Genomic DNA, 18,209 nt, shown 5'->3' with positions numbered 1-18,209 from the left:
GTCTTGCCATCGGTATGAGCAATAGTTAGGATTGGCAATCATTATCATTTAGATTTCTATCTATTATGGCCACTCATACCGTACAGACTGTTGAACCCCTCCTCTGGCGAGCCCGTCTCACCACGGGAGACTCTTCGCTTGCGGAAGCCATACGCGAAAAGATAGCGGCAACCCGTGCCCATCTGCTGGACTTTATCAAACTGGATGAGCCGCATCCGCACCACGCGATGACGCTGGCACAGTGGCAGCAGCCGGCAAAACGCCAGTCGCTGCTGGCAACCTATTCTGACCATATCTATCGCAATCAACCCACCCTTACGCGGGAAAATAAGCCCCTGCTCTCTCTCTGGGCGCAATGGTATATCGGCCTGATGGCGCCTCCGCTCATGCTGGCATTGCTCACCCAGGAGACCATGCTGGATCTCTCCCCGGAGTATTTTCACGTTGAATTCCACGAGACGGGGCGTGCGGCCTGCTTCTGGATCGATCTTCACGAAGACCCAACGGCCATGCATCTTTCTGCCACGCAGCGGATGGAGCGGCTCGTGACCCGCGCCCTGATGCCGGTGGTGAATGCTCTGGAAGAGACAGGTGAGATCAACGGGAAGCTTATCTGGAGTAATACCGGCTATTTAATCCACTGGTATTTGACGGAAATGAAGCCCCTGCTCGGTGATGAGAAGGTGGATGCCCTGCGTCAGTCCTTATTCTTTACGAAACAGCTTGCAGATGGCCGCGATAACCCATTATTCCGTACCGTAGTGCCGCGTGACGGGCTTCTGGTGCGTCGCACCTGCTGCCAGCGCTATCGCCTGCCGGACGTTCAGCAGTGCGGGGATTGTACGCTGAAGTAGTCGTACCCGGCCTGATGCCCTCACCCTGGCCCTCTCCCTATGGGAGAGGGAACAAACACTAAAAACGGCAACTTATGTTGCCGTTTTGCTTTTACCTAGGCCACCTGCTGATTTTCCGCTTCCGCATTACGCTGCGCTTCTTCCGCTTCCTGCTCCAGCAGCTGCTTCTCGTATACTTTAAAGAACGGGAAGTAGATGATGGCTGAGACACACGCAAGCACCACTACCAGAATGGCCGCGCGGAAATCCCAGCCCAGCGCCCATGCGGCGCCCACAGGCGCGGGTGCTGTCCATGGCACAACAGAGATCACGCGGCTTATCAGATCAAACTTCATTGCCGCCCAGGCCAGCACGGCGTTGACCATCGGTGCCAGCAGGAACGGAATAAAGAACACCGGGTTCATGACGATCGGCGTACCAAAAATGACCGGCTCGTTGATGTTAAAGATGCTCGGCACCACGCTCAGACGCCCGATTGAGCGCAGGTGCGCTGAACGGCTGCGCAGGTAGCAGAACACCAGCCCCATTGTCGCCCCCGAGCCCCCAATCACGATAAAGAACGTCCAGAACGCCTCCATAAAGATATGGGGAAGAGGCTGGCTTGCCGCCAGGGCGGTCTGGTTAGCCCCGAGATTGGTCAGCCAGAACATCTGCAGCATCCCGGAGACAATTGCCGCCCCGTGGATCCCTGCGAACCACAATAAATGACCAATCAACACCGCCAGCAGGATGGCAGGCAGAGAATCCGCAGCGGAAACCAGCGGTTTGAAGATTGACATAATGGCCTGCGGGATCAGCATGCCAAACTGAGACTGAATCAACAAACTCAGCGGATAGAGCGTCAGTACAACCACCAGCACCGGGATCAGCAGATCAAAGGAGTTTTTGATCATCGGAGGAACCTGGTCCGGCAGACGGATACCGATATTGTGCGCTTTGAGGAAACGCATCATCTCAACGCAGTAGATTGCTACCAAAATCGCAGTAAAGATCCCCGTGCCTCCCAGGCTGTCTACAGGCAGCGTGCCTTTGGTCTTAGGTGCAGCCACTAACAGAAACGCCATCAGCGACAGCATGGCGCACATGAACGGATCTAACTGATGCGATTTCACATAGTGTTTGCCGAGGTTATAGGCAATGGCCGCACAAATATAGATGGACATAATGCCCATCGTCATATCGAACGGCGTGAGAATCTGGCCTTCAAATTGCTTTGCCATGTCCAGCCAGGCGCGCGCGAAGCCCCAGGTGGTGTCTGGCGAAAACGGTGGGTAAGCAAACACTAACAAAAATGAACCGACAATCATGAAGGGCATCGCGGAGATAAACCCGTCGCGGATAGCCATAACATGACGCTGGGAAGAGATCCGCCCGGCAATGGGACTGACGTAATTTTCAACGAAACGGAATATCAGATTAAACGCAGCATGGTTGGCAGACATAGCAGATCTCCTGTCAGACGTTCGATACGGGCGCTTTCACACCACACGTTGTTCCATAAATCAGCTTCACAACCTTGCTGGCTCGTGTACCAGCGGTACTGCTCAGACGGAATGGTTTCATAATGTGCTCTTATTATTGGATACAGGGGACGTTACGTCCTCAGTATTAATCTCTGATTCACGCTCTGCAACCGGTTACTGTAACCGGTTTCCGTGAATGTGAAGGCGATCCAGAAATCGGCCATGTAGGATATTTGTTACTTAAGAGATATTTACAGCAGATAAATTCTTATGACAGATTACGCAGGATATTTGTCAGGAGGAAACAATGAGTTTGCAGTCTGTACAGCAGTTTTTTGCCGACAACGCGCCGGATATAGAAATCATTGAACTGAGTCAGAGTACCGCGACCGTTGCGCTGGCTGCTGCCGCTCATCGCGTTGAGCCGGGACAAATCGCCAAGACGTTATCGCTAAAAGTAAAAAATGAGGTGATTCTGGTAGTGGCGAAAGGCGATGCGCGTCTGGACAACAAAAAACTGAAAGATACCTTTGGTGCAAAAGCGCGCATGCTCAGTAGTGATGAAGTGGTGACGATTACAGGCCATCCCGTCGGGGGAGTCTGTCCGTTCGGGCTGGAAAACCCACTTTCTGTTTACTGCGATATTTCGTTAAAACAGTACGCGGAAGTGCTGCCCGCCGCAGGTGCCATCCACAGCGCCGTGCGCATTTCTCCAGACCGGATGGCTGAGCTGACGTCCGCAAAGTGGGTCGATGTATGCATTTAATTGATGTGCCAGAATGTATCTGGCGCATCAAAAAATCACCGATTATAAAAATGCCGGCGAGCCCGACACCGAACAGCGCATGTCTCTTGCCGGAAGATGAGTAAGAATATCCGCCGCATCAAGCAGCCCTACGTCAGAATTCACCCCCAGTTTCACCATCGCATTAAACTTGTGCGCGCGGATGGTTTTAATATTGCGTTCAAGTTGTGTCGCAATTTCAGGAATGGAAAACCCGAAAGACATATAACGCAATATCGCCCGCTCCGTTGGGCTTAACAATCTGTTTTGATTGACATACCAGTGGTTCAGCATATTGTCATTGATATGATGCGTCTCTCTCAATAGCACCACCAGCTCCTCCTGCAGGTGGCTCAGCGGTACCGATTTACTCACAATGCCATGCAGACGAGAAGGCGACAGATGGCTTATCAGGCGCGCTTCCATGTCATCAGACGCAAGTACAATTCGCTGAATATCGCTATGGGTGAAAGCGAGATCCCGCAGGGAAGCCAGGCAGTTACGACGCTCTTCACGCGCATCCGAGAGCGAATAGATCACCGAGAAAAAAGAGATATTGGTCAGCGCCTTTTTAAAGCTTTCGAACTGACTGAAGAGGTGCAGTCGATAATGGCTGAGCATCGGCATCGCAAAAAGATGCTGCAGCCCAACGGCACTCATTGTGCAATTTTCGATGACAGCGATATGTCCTGGTGTATCGGTTTTTTCCATTCCTCATACTCTCCATAGGCTGACATTAAACTCAGCTCTCTCATTCCCTGTGCACTGTTAATCCAGGCGTACATATCGGCATTGCTGCGCAGCGACAACCGTCGCATCGCACTGTTTTTCTGCGCACTGATCGTTTTGTTGCTCTTCTTGAGCAAGGTAGCAATTTGGTTAATTCCCCAGCCCTTACCTAGCAGGCGTAACACTTTGCGTTCAGAGTGGGTAAGCGCAACAAACGGTTCGTCTTCGGTTTCCGCCTCGGCGGGTTCAGGAGACAATAACGTCTGGCTTATCCGCTCCGCCCGCTCGCTACCTGCACGAATAGCATTAATCACGCCTTCAATCGGTTCCATTTCAGAAAGCAACGTGCTTTCCGGGCGCATAAGCAGTTCCACTGCAATGGGATAAAGGGGACGAGAGACCATAAAAATCCAGTGAATATCCCGGTATTGGTTCAGTAAGTTGTAATATTCTTCTAACGTTCCCCGGGGTTTCCTGTATTCACCTGAAATATCAGCAATAATGACATTAGCCCGGCGAAGCTGAAGTAACGTTAACTCCTGCAGCGAACGACAATAAGTCAATTCAAATTCTGGGAAATGGTTTGCCATAACGCTGCCTAACCCGTTTTGCATAACGGGTACCCTGCTAATAACTACGCCATGTTTACCATTCAATGACAACATAGACCCTCCGTGTCCATTTTTCATTTGATGAGTAGCGTCTAAACGCATCAAGATTTATGTTTTTTCGTCCCTGAGTGTAGACTGATTAATACAAGCAGAAGATGAGATATGTTCTTAGCTTAAGAAAGGCCTAAAACAACGCTAATATCTCACAAAGCGCAATTAAATTTAATTGCAAGAGCATTAAAATAATGAAAATATAAAATAAGAATAACTTAATATAAATATTCTATATTTCGAATCATATAAATTCATCGCATTTATATTTAAACCTCATTCTCTTTCGCGAACCGGGCTGCAACTGTTTGCAGGAATCTTGATCTGACCCAGAGCAAGGGATACCGCACTCTGTGCTAAAAGTAAGCATCAGGGGCCAACAGGCAAGCGACTCACCAACACTTCGGGACACTACATGCAGGCAGAAATAACGATGCAGCGTGCCACCACGCGGCTGTGTATTCAGTGCGGACTTTTCCTGCTCCAGCACGGGGCGGAAAGCGCCCTGGTCGAGGAGCTTTCGACGCGTCTGGGGCTGGCATTGGGGATGGATAGCGTCGAAAGCGCGATTTCATCGAACGCTATCGTGCTGACCACCATCAAAGATGGCCAGTGCCTCACCTCTACCCGTAAAAACCACGACCGCGGCATTAATATGCATGTTGTAACCGAAGTGCAGCACATCGTCATTCTGGCTGAACATAAGCTGCTCGACCTGAAAGAGATAGAAAAACGGTTCAACCAAATTAAACCCCTACGTTATCCGCGCTGGCTGGTGGTGTTGATGGTGGGGTTATCGTGCGCCTGTTTTTGTAAGCTCAATAAAGGGGGCTGGGACGGCGCGTTCGTGACCTTCTGCGCCAGCAGCATCGCCATGTATGTACGCCAGGTACTGACACACCGGCAGTTGCACCCACAAATCAACTTCTGCATCACCGCGTTTGTTGCCACCACGGTGTCGGGGCTGCTGCTGCGCCTGCCGCAGTTTGCCAACACGCCCACCATCGCCATGGCCGCCAGCGTGCTCCTGCTGGTTCCGGGCTTCCCGCTGATTAACGCCGTTGCCGATATGTTTAAAGGGCACATCAATACCGGTCTGGCGCGCTGGGCGATTGCCAGCCTGCTTACGCTGGCAACCTGTATCGGCGTAGTGATGGCCATGACGCTGTGGGGGTTACGCGGATGGGCGTGATAACGTTTCTGCTGGCACTGATGCAGGACATGATCCTGGCCGCCATTCCCGCCGTCGGCTTTGCGATGGTCTTCAACGTCCCGCAGCGCGCTTTGCCATGGTGTGCGCTGCTGGGCGCCATCGGTCATGGCTCGAGAATGATCATGATGACCGCTGGTTTTAACATCGAGTGGTCAACTTTTATGGCCTCCATGCTGGTCGGCAGCATTGGTATTCAGTGGTCGCGCTGGTATCTGGCGCACCCTAAGGTGTTCACCGTCGCGGCCGTCATCCCGATGTTCCCTGGCATTTCAGCCTATACGGCCATGATTTCAGCGGTAAAAATCAGCCACTTTGGCTACACCGAGCCACAGATGATCCTGCTTCTGAGCAACTTTCTTAAGGCCTCATCTATTGTTGGCGCGCTCTCGATCGGGTTGTCGATCCCGGGGCTGTGGCTTTACCGCAAACGCCCGCGCGTTTGATGTTTGTGTTATTTCGCTGCCATGGGGATAATCTTTCTATTCCGTTTAGTGACGATAAGGAAAGGATGTGGCAAACCCTGGCAGCGAACTCCCGGAGCACAGTGAAGAATCCAGCCTGAAGGAAAAAATCTTTCAGAGCGCTATCGCCCTTTTTGCCGAATATGGGTTGAACGGCGCCCGCATGGAGCAGATCGCAGAGAAAGCAGGCACCACTAAACGGATGGTGGTTTACCATTTTAAGAACAAAGAAAATCTTTACCTTCTCGTTCTTGAGTACGTCTACACCCGGATTCGCGCCAGTGAAAAAGCGCTCAGCCTTGCAGAGATACCGCCGGTTGAAGCGCTGGTGCACCTGGTGGAAGCCACCTTTGACTACCACGCAGACCACCCGGATTACATTCGTATTATCTGCATGGAGAACATGCAGCGTGGTCGCTTTATGCAGCAATCCAGCTACCTGCGCCAGGTCAACCGCAGCGCGCTCGATCTGCTCGACGATATCCTGCGGCGCGGAAAAGAAAAGCAGTTGTTCAGCCAGTCGGTTGACCCGCGGGATCTTCACCGCCTGATCAGCAGCTTCAGCTTCCACTATGTTGCCAACAGCTACACCTTTACGCTGCTGTTTGAAGAGGGAGCTGACGAGCAAGCTCAGCGCCAGCACTACCGGAAAATGGCCGTTCAGGTGGCGCTTCGTTATACCTGCCCATAAAATTGCTTGCAATTATATCGTGCACTATCTATATTCAACACATGAACGCAAAAACGAACGACACCACCAACGCGCTTCTGCTGGATAACCAGCTCTGTTTTGCCCTCTATTCGGCAAACCTGGCGCTTAACAAGCTGTACCGGCAACTGCTGGCGCCGCTTAACCTGACCTACCCGCAATACCTGGTGATGCTGGTACTGTGGGAGCAGGATGACATTACGGTGTCGGACATCGGTGAGCGGCTGTTTCTTGACTCTGCCACCCTGACGCCGCTGTTGAAACGTCTGGAAAGCGCCGGGCTGATCAACCGTCAGCGTTCGCGTAAAGATGAACGCCAGGTCGCCGTCACGCTGAGCGACGCGGGACGTGAGCTACAGCAGCAGGCCTCCGGGATCCCTCACGCGGTGGGATGCGCAGCGCAATGTGACACTGACACCATGCTGGCACTCAAGCAGCAGCTTGAAATTTTGCGACATCAGTTACATCACGCGTAAGGCTATACTTTACGCGTATTTATTTACCCCAATAAATCGCGTGCTATTTAATAGCACACAATAACGTAAGATGAGGAACCTGCCATGTCTTTAGAAAAAGTTGTCTACACTGCCAAAGCAAAAGCGACCGGAGGCCGTGACGGCCGCGCAACCTCTTCCGATGGCGTCCTGGACGTCAAACTGGGTGTGCCAAAAGAGATGGGCGGCATGGGTGGCGAAGTGACCAACCCTGAACAGCTGTTTGCTGCCGGCTACTCTGCCTGTTTCCTGGGAGCGATGAAATTTGTGGCTGCGCGCGACAAATTTACGCTGCCAAAAGAGGCCTTCATTGAAGGTGAAGTGGGAATTGGTCCACTGCCAACCGGTTTTGGTATCGAAGCCAAACTGAACATTCACGTTGAAGGCATGGATCCTGCAGAAGCCAAAAAACTGGTGGATGCCGCGCACATTGTGTGCCCGTACTCTAACGCGACCCGCGGCAACATCGACGTGACCCTGAATATCATCGCGTGATAAATGCCTGATGGCGCTGCGCTTATCAGGCCTACGACTGTAGCCCCGGTAAGCGCAGCGCCACCGGGGAAATCCCCTCTATTCCCTCATCCTCTCTGTGCTACCATAAGCCCATATCACGCCCGTAGTAATCAGTAGAGAAAGCGTTATGTCCTCCAGAATTCTGACCACCAGCATTGCTGGTATTGATGCCTTTATGCGCGATCCCCGCGGTGTGTTGACGCACGCCGAAGGCGGCACGCTTGCAGTGTTGGCCGACAACGCCCCGGCGTTTTACGCCCTCACCCCGGAGCGTCTGGCGCAGCTTCTGGAGATAGAAGCGCGGTTGTCGCGCCCGGCAAGTGACGTCACGCTCGATAACCAGTTCTTTGAAGAGCCGGGTAACGCCCCCGTCACGGTGCCGATGGGGAAATTTGCCCTGTACGCGGGCTGGCATCCGGATGTGGATTTTCAGCGGCAGGCGGCATTGTGGGGCATTGCGCTGACGCAACCGGCTACCCCTGAGGAGCTTGCCGCCTTTATTGCCTGGTGGCAGGCAGAAGGCAAAGTCTTCACCCACATTCAGTGGCAGCAAAAGCTCGCCCGCCATCTGCAAATTAACCGCGCCAGCAATAACGGCCAGCCAAAACGCGATATCAACGCTTTTTCAGAACCGGATAAACAGATCCCTAATGGATTCCGAGGTGCGAAATGAAAAACGTCGGCGACCTGATGAAACGACTGCAAAAGATGATGCCAGCCAATGTGAAGCCTGCCTTCACAACGGGTGAAGAACTTCTGGCGTGGCAAAAAGAACAGGGTGAGATCCGCGCTGCCGCCCTCGCCCGTGAAAACCGGGCGATGAAAATGCAGCGTACCTTTAACCGCTCCGGTATTCGCCCCCTGCATCAGAACTGCTCATTCGATAACTATAAAATTGAGACCCACGGGCAGATGAACGCCCTGGCCGCCGCCCGGCAGTACGTGGACGAATTCGACGGCAACATCGCCAGCTTTATCTTCAGCGGTAAGCCCGGCACCGGTAAAAATCACCTGGCCGCCGCCATCTGCAACGAACTGCTTCTGCGCGGGAAATCGGTGTTAATCATTACCGTGGCCGATATCATGTCTGCCATGAAAGATACCTTCAGCAACCGTGAAACCAGCGAAGAGCAGCTGCTTAACGATCTGAGCAATGTGGATTTGCTGGTTATTGACGAGATCGGTGTTCAAACCGAATCCCGCTATGAAAAGGTGATCATTAACCAGATTGTCGATCGCCGCTCTTCTTCCAAGCGTCCCACCGGCATGCTGACCAACCACAATATCGACGAGATGACCCGCTTACTGGGCGAGCGCGTGATGGATCGCATGAAGCTGGGCAACAGCCTCTACGTCATCTTTGACTGGGAAAGCTATCGCAGCCGCGTCACCGGTAAAGAGTATTAAGACAGTTCCAGGAATCGCCGCCGGAGCGGAGGTATATACTGGACCCCTTCCGGCCCAAAACGGACCTTTTTGAGAAAGCCATTATGAAAAAACAGATTCTTTTCAGCACACTTTTAGGCGCACTGCTGGTCACCGGCATGGCCCATGCCGCGTCATGGCAGGAGTCCCTCTCCAGCGCCGCCAGCGAACTCACCAAAGAGAGCGGCAGCACTCAGGGCGGGCTGTCAGCCTCTTCCCTCACCAGCTTGCTGGGCAATAGCTCCCAGAGTCTGAGTGCCGGCACCATGAACAACGCAGCAGGCATCCTGGAATACTGTGCGAAGCAAAAGCTGGCTTCCGTGACCGATGCGCAAAATGTGAAAAACCAGGTGCTCGGTAAGCTGGGTCTGGACACCCTGGAGCAGAAAGCCGACACCAACTACATGGACGGCATTCAGGGTCTGCTGAACGCGCAAAATGGTCAGCAGCTGAATCTGAGCACCCTTGGCAACTCATCTCTGGCGAAACAGGTGAAAACCAAAGCCTGCGATCTGGTGCTGAAACAAGGCGTTAATTTCATCTCCTGATCGGCCCCATTTCCTGCCACAACACGCCGCGTTTAATACGTTAGTCTTGCAACGCGGCGTGAAACCGGCATTTTCCCCTTCTGCCCTCGTCTCAGCATCCGTACAGCAGGATGCGACCGCCTTCAAAAAAACGATTTTCTAAACCAATTCCTAACAACGGCACACTTTCGTGACACTAAAATTGCAGCTTAGCGACATCGCCATTACATTGTATTACCCAAAAAATAATCAATTAGCCAGCGAAGCACCTGGCGCCATGAGGATATGCTGTTGTCAGAGTTAATGTCCCTTGCCCTTTTTCTGGCCTCCATCGGCGTTTACGCCTGGAAAGCTGGCCGTAACACCTGGTGGTTTATCGCCACGCTGGTGGTGCTCGGCATTTTTATTGTTTTAAACATTACGCTCTACGCCAGCGATTACTTTACCGGAGACGGGATAAACGATGCGGTGCTCTACACCCTGACCAATAGCCTGACGGGCGCGGGCGTGGGTAAATATATCCTCCCCGGTCTGGGCCTGGTGCTGGCGCTGGTGACCATTTTTGGCGCGCTCGCCTGGGTGCTGCGCCGCCGCCGTCATCTTCCGCACCACCATGGCTACAGCCTGCTGGCGCTTTTCCTTGCGCTGGCCTCCGTGGATGCCAGCCCGGCATTTCATCAGATCACCGAGCTGGTGAAATCCCAGTCGCGCGACGGTGACCCGGATTTCGTGGCGTACTATAAAGAGCCATCGAAAACGATAGCCAACCCGAAGCTTAATCTGGTGTACATCTACGGCGAGAGTCTGGAGAGGACCTATTTCGATAACGACGCCTTCCCGAACCTGACGCCGGATCTGGGCGCGCTGAAAAACGAAGGCCTCGACTTCAGTCACACCATGCAGCTGCCCGGCACCGACTACACCATTGCAGGAATGGTCGCCTCCCAGTGCGGCATTCCTCTGTTTGCCCCCTTTGAAGGCAACGCCTCAGCTTCAATGTCGAGCTTCTTCCCGCAGAATATCTGCCTGGGCGACATCCTGAAAAACTCCGGTTACGAGAACTATTTTGTCCAGGGGGCCAACCTGCGCTTTGCCGGGAAAGATGTGTTCCTGAAATCACACGGGTTTGATCATCTGTACGGCTCAGAAGAGTTAAAAACGACCGTCGCCGACCCCACTTACCGCAACGACTGGGGCTTCTACGACGATACCGTGCTGGAGGAGACCTGGAAAAAATTCGAAGAACTGTCCCGCGCCGGGAAACGCTTCTCCCTCTTTGCCCTGACGGTAGATACTCACCATCCTGACGGTTTCGTCTCGCGCACCTGCCAGCGCAAACGCTACGACATTGACGGAAAAGATAATAAATCCTTCAGCGCCGTCACCTGTAGCCAGGAGCATATCGCCGCCCTTGTTCAGAAAATCAAAACCTCACCCTGGTTCAAAAACACGGTGATCGTGGTCTCTTCAGACCATCTGGCGATGAAAAACAGCGCGTGGGATCAGCTGAACAAACAGGATCGCAGCAACCTGTTCTTCGTTCTGCGCGGCGACAAACCGCAGCAGGAGGTGATCGCCACCAAACGAAATTCGATGGATAACGGCGCCACGGTGCTGGATATTCTTGGCGGTGACAACTTTATTGGCCTGGGCCGCAGCACGCTGTCGGGACAATCGCTGTCCGAAGTGTTCCTCAACATGAAGGAAAAAATCCTCGCCTGGAAGCCGGATATCATACGTCTTTGGAACTTCCCGAAAGAGATGAAAGACTTCACTATCGATCAGGATAAAAAAACGATCGCCTTCTCAGGCAGCCACTTCCGGCTGCCGCTGCTGCTGCGCGTGTCGGATAACCGCGTTGAGCCGCTGCCTGAAAGCGAATACTCGGCGCCGCTGCGCTTCCAGCTGGCGGAGTTTGCCCCGCGTGATAACTTTGTCTGGGTCGATAAGTGCTACAAAATGGGCCAGCTCTGGTCGCCGCCGCTGGCGCTGTCGACAGACTGGTGCGTCTCTCAGGGGCAGCTTGGCGGGGAGCAAACCGTGCAGCACGTAGATAAGCCAGTATGGAAGGGCAAAACCGCCTTCAGGGATACGGTTATCGATACCGCCCGCTATCAGCGCAACATTGATATGCTGAAAATCGTCGACAACGATATTCGCTATAAAGCCGACAGCTTTATCTTCAACGTCGCCGGTGCGCCGGAAGAGGTTAAACAGTTCAGCGGTATCTCTCGTCCGGAGTCCTGGGGACGCTGGTCCAACGCACAGCTGGGCAATGAGGTAAAAATTGAGTATGCCCACCCCTTGCCGCAGAAATTCGACCTGGTGATCACCGCCAAAGCGTATGGCGCTAATGCTAACCGCCCTGTTCCGGTACGGGTGGGCGACAGCGAGCAGACGCTGACCCTTGGCAACGAAGTCAGCACCACCACGCTGCATTTCGATAATCCTTCACGGAGTAATACCCTGGTGATTGTGCCGCCAGAGCCGCAATCCACCAATGAAGGCAATATTCTCGGCCACTCACCGCGCGAGCTCGGGATTGGCATGGTCGAAATTAAAATCGTGGGTAACGCAGGCTAATGCGTGTCGGCCTTAACATCACCGTTCGCCCAACACGCCCCGGTGACGTCACCGCCCTGCCCGCCATAGAACGCGCGGCGGGCGAGCGTTTCCGGGATTACCCGGAACTCGCCTGGCTTGCAGAGGGCGATGTCATTTCCGCTGAGCAGCATCTCGACTACGCCGAACGCGGACTGAGCTGGCTGGCGCTGGCCAACGAACTGCCGGTCGGTTTTATCCTCGCAGAGACGCACGTTTCGTCGCTGTTCATCGTGGAGCTTTCGGTGCATCTGGACTGGCAGGGAAAAGGGATCGGCCGACGGCTCATCGCCTGTGTCGCTGACCAGGCCTGCAAAAGGGGGCTGGCATCGCTGACGCTGACAACCTTCCGGGACGTGCCGTGGAATGCCCCGTTCTATGCGCGGCTGGGGTTTGAAATGATAACGACGCTGACGCCTGAACTGCGTGAAAAACGCGAAGAAGAGACGGCGCACGGTTTAGCGTATGACGCTCGCTGTGCCATGCGCCTGCCTCTGTAATATCGCCCGACGGTGCACAGTCATTGCGTAGGCCGGGTAAGGCGTAGCCGCCACCCGGCACCACACAAGGCGTTAGAAGGTTTCCCAGTTATCGCCCGCATCCGCGGTCGCCGGTTTACGCATCACCACCGGTGCAGCAACGCTTTTGGCTGCGGCAAACTCACGTGCTTTCATCTGCTCCTGCTGAATGCGGAATACCGCGACGGCCTGCGTCAGACGGCTCGCCTGCTCTTCCAGCGCCGCAGCGGCAGCAGCAGACTCTTCCACCAGCGAGGCGTTCTGCTGGGTCACGCGATCCATCTCCGCCACCGCCAGACCAACCTGATCGATACCGCGGCTCTGCTCATCAGAGGCAGAGGCGATTTCGCCCATGATATCGGTCACGCGGGTCACCGCATTAACGATTTCACCCATCGTTTCACCGGCGCTTTCCACCAGCGTTGAGCCCACTTCCACACGACCGACGGAGTCTTCAATCAGGCTCTTGATCTCACGGGCAGCCTGGGCACTGCGCTGGGCCAGGTTACGTACTTCACCTGCCACGACGGCGAATCCGCGACCCTGCTCACCCGCACGTGCAGCTTCAACCGCCGCGTTCAGTGCCAGAATGTTGGTCTGGAAGGCAATACCGTCAATCACGCTGATAATATCGGCGATTTTCTGCGAACTGCCCGCGATGTCGCGCATGGTTTGCACCACGTTATCCACCACTTTCCCGCCCTTCTGTGCGGTTTCAGACGCGCTCAGCGCCAGGTTGCTGGCCTGACGGGCATTCTCGGCGTTCTGCTTCACGGTCGCCGTCAGCTGCTCCATGCTGGCTGCAGTCTCTTCCAGGGAAGCGGCCTGCTGTTCCGTACGGGAAGAGAGATCGTTATTGCCCATCGCGATTTCGCTCGCACCGCTGTAGATGGCGTTTGCGCCGTTACGCACGTCACCGACGGTACGCACCAGCTCACCCTGCATATGGCGCAGCGAGTCGGCCAGCTCCCCCATCTCGTTAGCGCCTTCCACTTCAATGCGCTTCACCAGATCGCCACTGGCGATATGGCGGATGTTGTCGATGAGACGGGTCAGCGGAGAGATCAGCGCCTGCTTGATACCCAGCCACACGCCCACGATGACCACCAGCACAACCATCAGCACGCTGATCAGCACCCAGATCGCCTGGCTGTAAGAGCTGTTACTGTTTTCCACCGCCATCTGATACAGCTTGTCGTTCTGCAGCAGGTAGTTCACATACTGCTTCTCAAAACCATCCTGATAGCTCTGGGTAGGCTGATCGAAGAAAGCGTTAATTTTGCCTGCCCCCAGCAGTTGAATCAGCTCCGCCAGCGCGCCGTGATAAATATCGTAGTTACGCTTAATTTCCATCGCTTCAGCGTCGCTCTGACGCGGATCGCGCGGCAGGGCTTCGTAGGCAGCCCAGTTTTTTTCCGCCTGTTTCAGTGACACAGAGGCAATTTGCATCAGATCGTTCACGGTCGCGCCGCTGCCGATATTGTTCTGATCCATCATGTAGCGGATGCCCGCGCGGTTCAGGGTGTTACGGGTTTGCAGCAACGCCACCCAGCTGGCGTTCAGCGTGGATTGTTGCTGGCGAATGGTTTGCAGGACGGTGAAATTCTCTTTGTCATGCTTCAGGGCATTGAAGAAAAGACCACCGGAGGTCAGTTGTAAAAGGCCAAATATCGCTAAAACCAGCATTAAGCTGGTGACAATCTTGATACGGTTTAACATGTTTTCTCTTCCTTCAGACAGATACAGAATTTTCGGCCTGGAAAGGGAAAACTTTACGAAAATCATCCTTTAATTTGTGGTTTTTACTCTTCGTCACGCGCTGCGTTATGGCGGTTTCCCAGCGCGATAAACTCCTCAAGCAGCGCCGTCAGCTGTTTCATCTTCTCCGGCGTATATTCCGCCTCTATCTGCTGGTACGCCTCTTCCACCTGCGCCTGAGCGTGCTCGTACAGCGCGTTGCCCTCTTTGGTCAGCGATACGTACAGCTTGCGCTGGTCATTGACCGGTTTTAAGCGCAGCACCAGACCGTCGCGCTCCATGCGCGTCAGAATGCCCGTCAGGCTCGGGCGCAATATGCAGGTCCGAAACGCCAGATCGTGAAAATCCATCGAGGGATGTTCAGCCAGCACTCGCACAATGCGCCACTGCTGCTCGGTCAGGTTATGCCGCTTCACAATCGGTCGGAAGTAGGACATTGCCGCTTCCCGCGCCTGCAACAGGGCGATAGTTAAAGAATCATGCATAGCCACTCCCGCTTATTGTTAACAAGTAAACAATTCAAAATCGCTGTTTTAATCAACTGCTTTTTGACCATCGAAAAGTCTAACAGAAACAATAGCACTTTATTAACACGATGATAAATATATCATTTTAAACAAAAATGTAAATTTATTGTTATTCATATCACAAATATTTCACTTCTGATTGCGAAATAATCAGCAAAAGCATAAAACCAGATCATTAACATATTAACAAAATCAACGCCGGCGTTCCGGCCTGAGGAGTATGTCAATGAAAGGTACCGTTTTTGCCGTGGCGCTGAACCACCAAAGCCAGCGCGACGCCTGGGCTGAGGCGTTTGAAAAAGCCCCTTACAACACCCCGCCAAAAACCGCGGTGTGGTTTATCAAGCCACACAACACGGTGATCCGCGCAGGTGAACCCATCCCGTTCCCGCTGGGTGAGACGGTGCTGAGCGGCGCAACCGTCGCGCTGGTGGTGGGCAAAACGGCCAGCAAAGTTCGCGTGGAGGACGCGGCGGCCTACATCGCCGGATACGCACTGGCCAACGAGGTAAGCCTGCCGGAAGAGAGCTTTTATCGCCCGGCAATCAAAGCCAAATGCCGGGACGGGTTTTGTCCGCTGGGTGAGCTGGTCGCCGTCGACAACGTGGATAACCTGACTATCATCACCGAAATCAACGGCCGCGAAGCGGACCACTGGAACACCGCCGGGCTACAGCGCAACGCCGCCGAACTGCTGAGCGCCCTGAGCGAGTTCGCGACCCTGAATCCGGGCGATGCGATCTTGCTCGGCACGCCGCAAAGCCGCGTCGAGATCCGCCCTGGCGATCGGGTACGCATTCTGGCGGAAGGGTTCCCGGCACTGGAAAACCCGGTGGTGGATGAACGCGACGTGGCGATGGCTCAGGGCGCGCACCCTCACCCCACGCTGTTCGCCCTCGGCCTGAACTACGCCGATCACGCCAGCGAGTTGGCATTCACGCCGCCGACCGAGCCGCTGGTGTTTATCAAAGCGCCCAATACCTTCAACGGCGACAACCAGACCTCGGTACGCCCGGACAACGTTGAGTACATGCACTACGAGGCGGAGCTGGTGGTGGTCATCGGCAAAACCGCGCGTAAGGTCAGTGAAGCCGAGGCGATGGATTTTGTTGCGGGCTACACGGTCTGTAACGACTACGCCATTCGCGACTATCTCGAAAATTACTACCGCCCGAATCTGCGGGTCAAAAGCCGCGACGGGTTAACCCCCATCAGCCCCAACATCGTGCCAAAAGCAGCCATTCCCGATCCGCATAACTTAACCCTGCGCACCTTCGTCAACGGTGAATTACGTCAGGAAGGGACCACGGCGGATCTGATTTTCAGCATCCCATACCTGATTGCATACCTGAGCGAATTCATGTCTCTGCAGCCGGGCGACATGATCGCCACCGGCACGCCAAAAGGACTGTCCGACGTGGTACCGGGGGATGAAGTGGTGGTGGAAGTGGAAGGCGTGGGTCGCCTGGTAAACCGGATTGTGAGTGAGGAGACGGCAAAATGAAAAAGATTAACCACTGGATCAACGGCAAAAACGTGGCGGGAAGCGACTACTTCCACACCACCAACCCGGCCTCCGGCGAGGTGCTGGCAGAAGTCGCCGCCGGCGGGGAAGCGGAAATCCATCAGGCCGTGGCGGCAGCAAAAGAGGCTTTCCCAAAGTGGGCCAACCTGCCGATGAAAGAGCGTGCGCGTCTGATGCGTCGCCTGGGCGATCTGATTGACCAGAACGTGCCGGACATTGCCGCGATGGAAACCGCCGACACCGGCCTGCCCATCCACCAGACCAAAAACGTGCTTATCCCGCGCGCCTCGCACAACTTTGAGTTCTTCGCCGAAGTGTGCCAGCAGATGAACGGCAAAACCTACCCGGTTGACGACAAGATGCTGAACTACACCCTGGTGCAGCCGGTGGGCGTCTGCGCGCTGGTGTCGCCGTGGAACGTGCCGTTTATGACCGCCACCTGGAAGGTCGCCCCCTGCCTGGCGCTGGGGAATACCGCCGTGCTGAAGATGTCTGAACTCTCGCCGCTGACCGCCGACCGTCTGGGCGAACTGGCGCTGGAGGCGGGTATTCCGGCGGGCGTGCTGAACGTGGTGCAGGGCTATGGCGCCACGGCAGGCGATGCGCTGGTGCGCCATCACGACGTGCGGGCCGTCTCCTTCACCGGGGGCACCGCCACCGGGCGCAACATCATGAAAAACGCCGGGCTGAAGAAATACTCCATGGAGCTGGGCGGCAAATCTCCGGTGCTGATTTTTGAAGATGCGGACATCGAGCGCGCGCTGGACGCCGCCCTGTTCACCATCTTCTCCATCAACGGCGAGCGCTGCACCGCCGGCTCGCGCATCTTCATCCAGCAGAGCATCTACCCGGAATTCGTCAAACGCTTCGCCGAGCGCGCCAACCGCCTGCGCGTGGGCGATCCGACCGATCCGAACACCCAGATTGGCGCACTGATTAGCCAACAGCACTGGGAGAAAGTCTCCGGCTATATCCGCCTGGGCATTGAGGAGGGCGCGACCCTGCTGGCGGGCGGCCCGGACAAACCGGCCGACCTGCCTGCGCACCTGAAAGGCGGTAACTTCCTGCGCCCGACGGTGCTGGCGGATGTCGACAACCGCATGCGCGTGGCGCAGGAGGAGATCTTCGGCCCGGTAGCATGCCTGCTGCCGTTCAAGGACGAAGCGGAAGGGCTACGCCTGGCCAACGACGTGGAGTACGGCCTGGCGTCGTACATCTGGACCCAGGACGTCAGCAAAGTGCTGCGTCTGGCGCGCAATATCGAAGCGGGCATGGTGTTCGTGAATACCCAGAACGTGCGCGATCTGCGCCAGCCGTTTGGCGGCGTGAAGGCCTCCGGCACCGGGCGCGAAGGCGGCGAGTACAGCTTTGAGGTGTTCGCGGAGATGAAGAACGTCTGCATCTCCATGGGCGACCATCCGATTCCAAAATGGGGGATCTAAA

Annotated in this window: 19 protein-coding genes; 14 read left to right on the top strand and 5 right to left on the bottom strand. The window is 54.9% G+C overall.

Going from position 1 to position 18,209, the window contains the following annotated elements:
• Positions 1-65 precede the first annotated feature (65 nt).
• Positions 66-854, top strand: coding sequence for a siderophore-iron reductase FhuF (gene fhuF / locus AC2FAK_RS01385; protein ID WP_013095476.1), 789 nt, complete (start codon positions 66-68; stop codon positions 852-854).
• Between the two features lie 95 nt (positions 855-949).
• Here fhuF and AC2FAK_RS01380 read toward each other — a convergent pair whose 3' ends face one another.
• Positions 950-2,296 (bottom strand): PTS cellobiose transporter subunit IIC, encoded by a 1,347-nt coding sequence (locus tag AC2FAK_RS01380; RefSeq protein ID WP_013095475.1) that lies wholly within the window; start codon positions 2,294-2,296, stop codon positions 950-952.
• Between the two features lie 328 nt (positions 2,297-2,624).
• Here AC2FAK_RS01380 and AC2FAK_RS01375 point away from each other — a divergent pair, with 328 nt between their 5' ends.
• Positions 2,625-3,083 (top strand): YbaK/EbsC family protein, encoded by a 459-nt coding sequence (locus tag AC2FAK_RS01375; protein WP_013095474.1) that lies wholly within the window; start codon positions 2,625-2,627, stop codon positions 3,081-3,083.
• A gap of 42 nt (positions 3,084-3,125) precedes the next feature.
• Here the strand turns inward: AC2FAK_RS01375 and bglJ are convergent, their stop codons facing one another.
• Together bglJ and AC2FAK_RS01365 are read right to left on the bottom strand one after the other, a co-directional pair.
• Positions 3,126-3,761, bottom strand: a complete 636-nt coding sequence (gene bglJ, locus AC2FAK_RS01370; RefSeq protein ID WP_013095473.1) for a DNA-binding transcriptional activator BglJ — start codon at positions 3,759-3,761, stop codon at positions 3,126-3,128.
• Entirely contained in the window at positions 3,758-4,495 is a 738-nt protein-coding gene (locus AC2FAK_RS01365) for a helix-turn-helix transcriptional regulator (RefSeq protein WP_020688833.1), read from the bottom strand. The genes bglJ and AC2FAK_RS01365 overlap by 4 nt, the downstream gene beginning before the upstream one ends.
• Before the next feature lie 412 nt (positions 4,496-4,907).
• Here AC2FAK_RS01365 and AC2FAK_RS01360 point away from each other — a divergent pair, with 412 nt between their 5' ends.
• From AC2FAK_RS01360 to AC2FAK_RS01315, 10 genes are all read left to right on the top strand, one after another.
• On the top strand, positions 4,908-5,684 hold the full coding sequence (locus tag AC2FAK_RS01360; RefSeq protein WP_062729719.1) for a threonine/serine exporter family protein: 777 nt from the start codon (positions 4,908-4,910) through the stop codon (positions 5,682-5,684).
• Positions 5,675-6,148 (top strand): threonine/serine exporter, encoded by a 474-nt coding sequence (locus AC2FAK_RS01355; RefSeq protein ID WP_013095466.1) that lies wholly within the window; start codon positions 5,675-5,677, stop codon positions 6,146-6,148. Before AC2FAK_RS01360 ends, AC2FAK_RS01355 begins: the two co-directional genes overlap by 10 nt.
• A gap of 67 nt (positions 6,149-6,215) precedes the next feature.
• A complete protein-coding gene (locus AC2FAK_RS01350; protein WP_029882177.1) occupies positions 6,216-6,857 on the top strand; it encodes a TetR family transcriptional regulator in 642 nt (213 codons plus the stop codon).
• Between the two features lie 41 nt (positions 6,858-6,898).
• The gene (locus AC2FAK_RS01345) at positions 6,899-7,351 is read left to right on the top strand and encodes a MarR family winged helix-turn-helix transcriptional regulator (RefSeq protein WP_038981282.1); all 453 of its coding nucleotides are present in this window, start codon (positions 6,899-6,901) and stop codon (positions 7,349-7,351) included.
• An 84-nt stretch (positions 7,352-7,435) separates the two neighbouring features.
• The gene (locus AC2FAK_RS01340) at positions 7,436-7,864 is read left to right on the top strand and encodes an organic hydroperoxide resistance protein (protein ID WP_013095463.1); all 429 of its coding nucleotides are present in this window, start codon (positions 7,436-7,438) and stop codon (positions 7,862-7,864) included.
• A 148-nt stretch (positions 7,865-8,012) separates the two neighbouring features.
• Positions 8,013-8,558, top strand: a complete 546-nt coding sequence (gene dnaT / locus AC2FAK_RS01335; protein ID WP_014830554.1) for a primosomal protein DnaT — start codon at positions 8,013-8,015, stop codon at positions 8,556-8,558.
• Complete coding sequence (gene dnaC, locus AC2FAK_RS01330) at positions 8,555-9,292, top strand: replicative helicase loader DnaC (protein WP_023620778.1); 738 nt, start codon at positions 8,555-8,557, stop codon at positions 9,290-9,292. The genes dnaT and dnaC overlap by 4 nt, the downstream gene beginning before the upstream one ends.
• Positions 9,293-9,375: 83 nt before the next feature.
• Positions 9,376-9,858, top strand: a complete 483-nt coding sequence (locus AC2FAK_RS01325) for a YjjA family protein (RefSeq protein WP_095455079.1) — start codon at positions 9,376-9,378, stop codon at positions 9,856-9,858.
• Between the two features lie 270 nt (positions 9,859-10,128).
• On the top strand, positions 10,129-12,420 hold the full coding sequence (gene opgB / locus AC2FAK_RS01320) for a phosphatidylglycerol--membrane-oligosaccharide glycerophosphotransferase (RefSeq protein WP_095455166.1): 2,292 nt from the start codon (positions 10,129-10,131) through the stop codon (positions 12,418-12,420).
• Positions 12,420-12,938 (top strand): GNAT family N-acetyltransferase, encoded by a 519-nt coding sequence (locus tag AC2FAK_RS01315; RefSeq protein ID WP_095455080.1) that lies wholly within the window; start codon positions 12,420-12,422, stop codon positions 12,936-12,938. Before opgB ends, AC2FAK_RS01315 begins: the two co-directional genes overlap by 1 nt.
• A 72-nt stretch (positions 12,939-13,010) precedes the next feature.
• Here AC2FAK_RS01315 and tsr read toward each other — a convergent pair whose 3' ends face one another.
• Positions 13,011-14,675 carry a methyl-accepting chemotaxis protein gene (tsr, locus tag AC2FAK_RS01310; RefSeq protein WP_095455081.1) on the bottom strand — a complete coding sequence of 555 codons (1,665 nt, stop codon included), beginning with the start codon at positions 14,673-14,675 and terminating at the stop codon, positions 13,011-13,013.
• 83 nt (positions 14,676-14,758) lie between these two features.
• Positions 14,759-15,199 (bottom strand): homoprotocatechuate degradation operon regulator HpaR, encoded by a 441-nt coding sequence (gene hpaR, locus AC2FAK_RS01305; protein WP_013095456.1) that lies wholly within the window; start codon positions 15,197-15,199, stop codon positions 14,759-14,761.
• A 268-nt stretch (positions 15,200-15,467) separates the two neighbouring features.
• Between hpaR and hpaG the strand changes: the two genes are divergently transcribed.
• Together hpaG and hpaE are read left to right on the top strand one after the other, a co-directional pair.
• The gene (hpaG, locus tag AC2FAK_RS01300; protein ID WP_141236768.1) at positions 15,468-16,745 is read left to right on the top strand and encodes a 4-hydroxyphenylacetate degradation bifunctional isomerase/decarboxylase; all 1,278 of its coding nucleotides are present in this window, start codon (positions 15,468-15,470) and stop codon (positions 16,743-16,745) included.
• Positions 16,742-18,208 (top strand): 5-carboxymethyl-2-hydroxymuconate semialdehyde dehydrogenase, encoded by a 1,467-nt coding sequence (gene hpaE, locus AC2FAK_RS01295; RefSeq protein ID WP_013095454.1) that lies wholly within the window; start codon positions 16,742-16,744, stop codon positions 18,206-18,208. Before hpaG ends, hpaE begins: the two co-directional genes overlap by 4 nt.
• Position 18,209: the final 1 nt, after the last annotated feature.

Source organism: Enterobacter cloacae complex sp. 394F7 (genome assembly GCF_057320385.1).
Note: the sequence above shows the minus strand (reverse complement) of the source record. Positions and strands in the feature narration are given on the sequence as shown.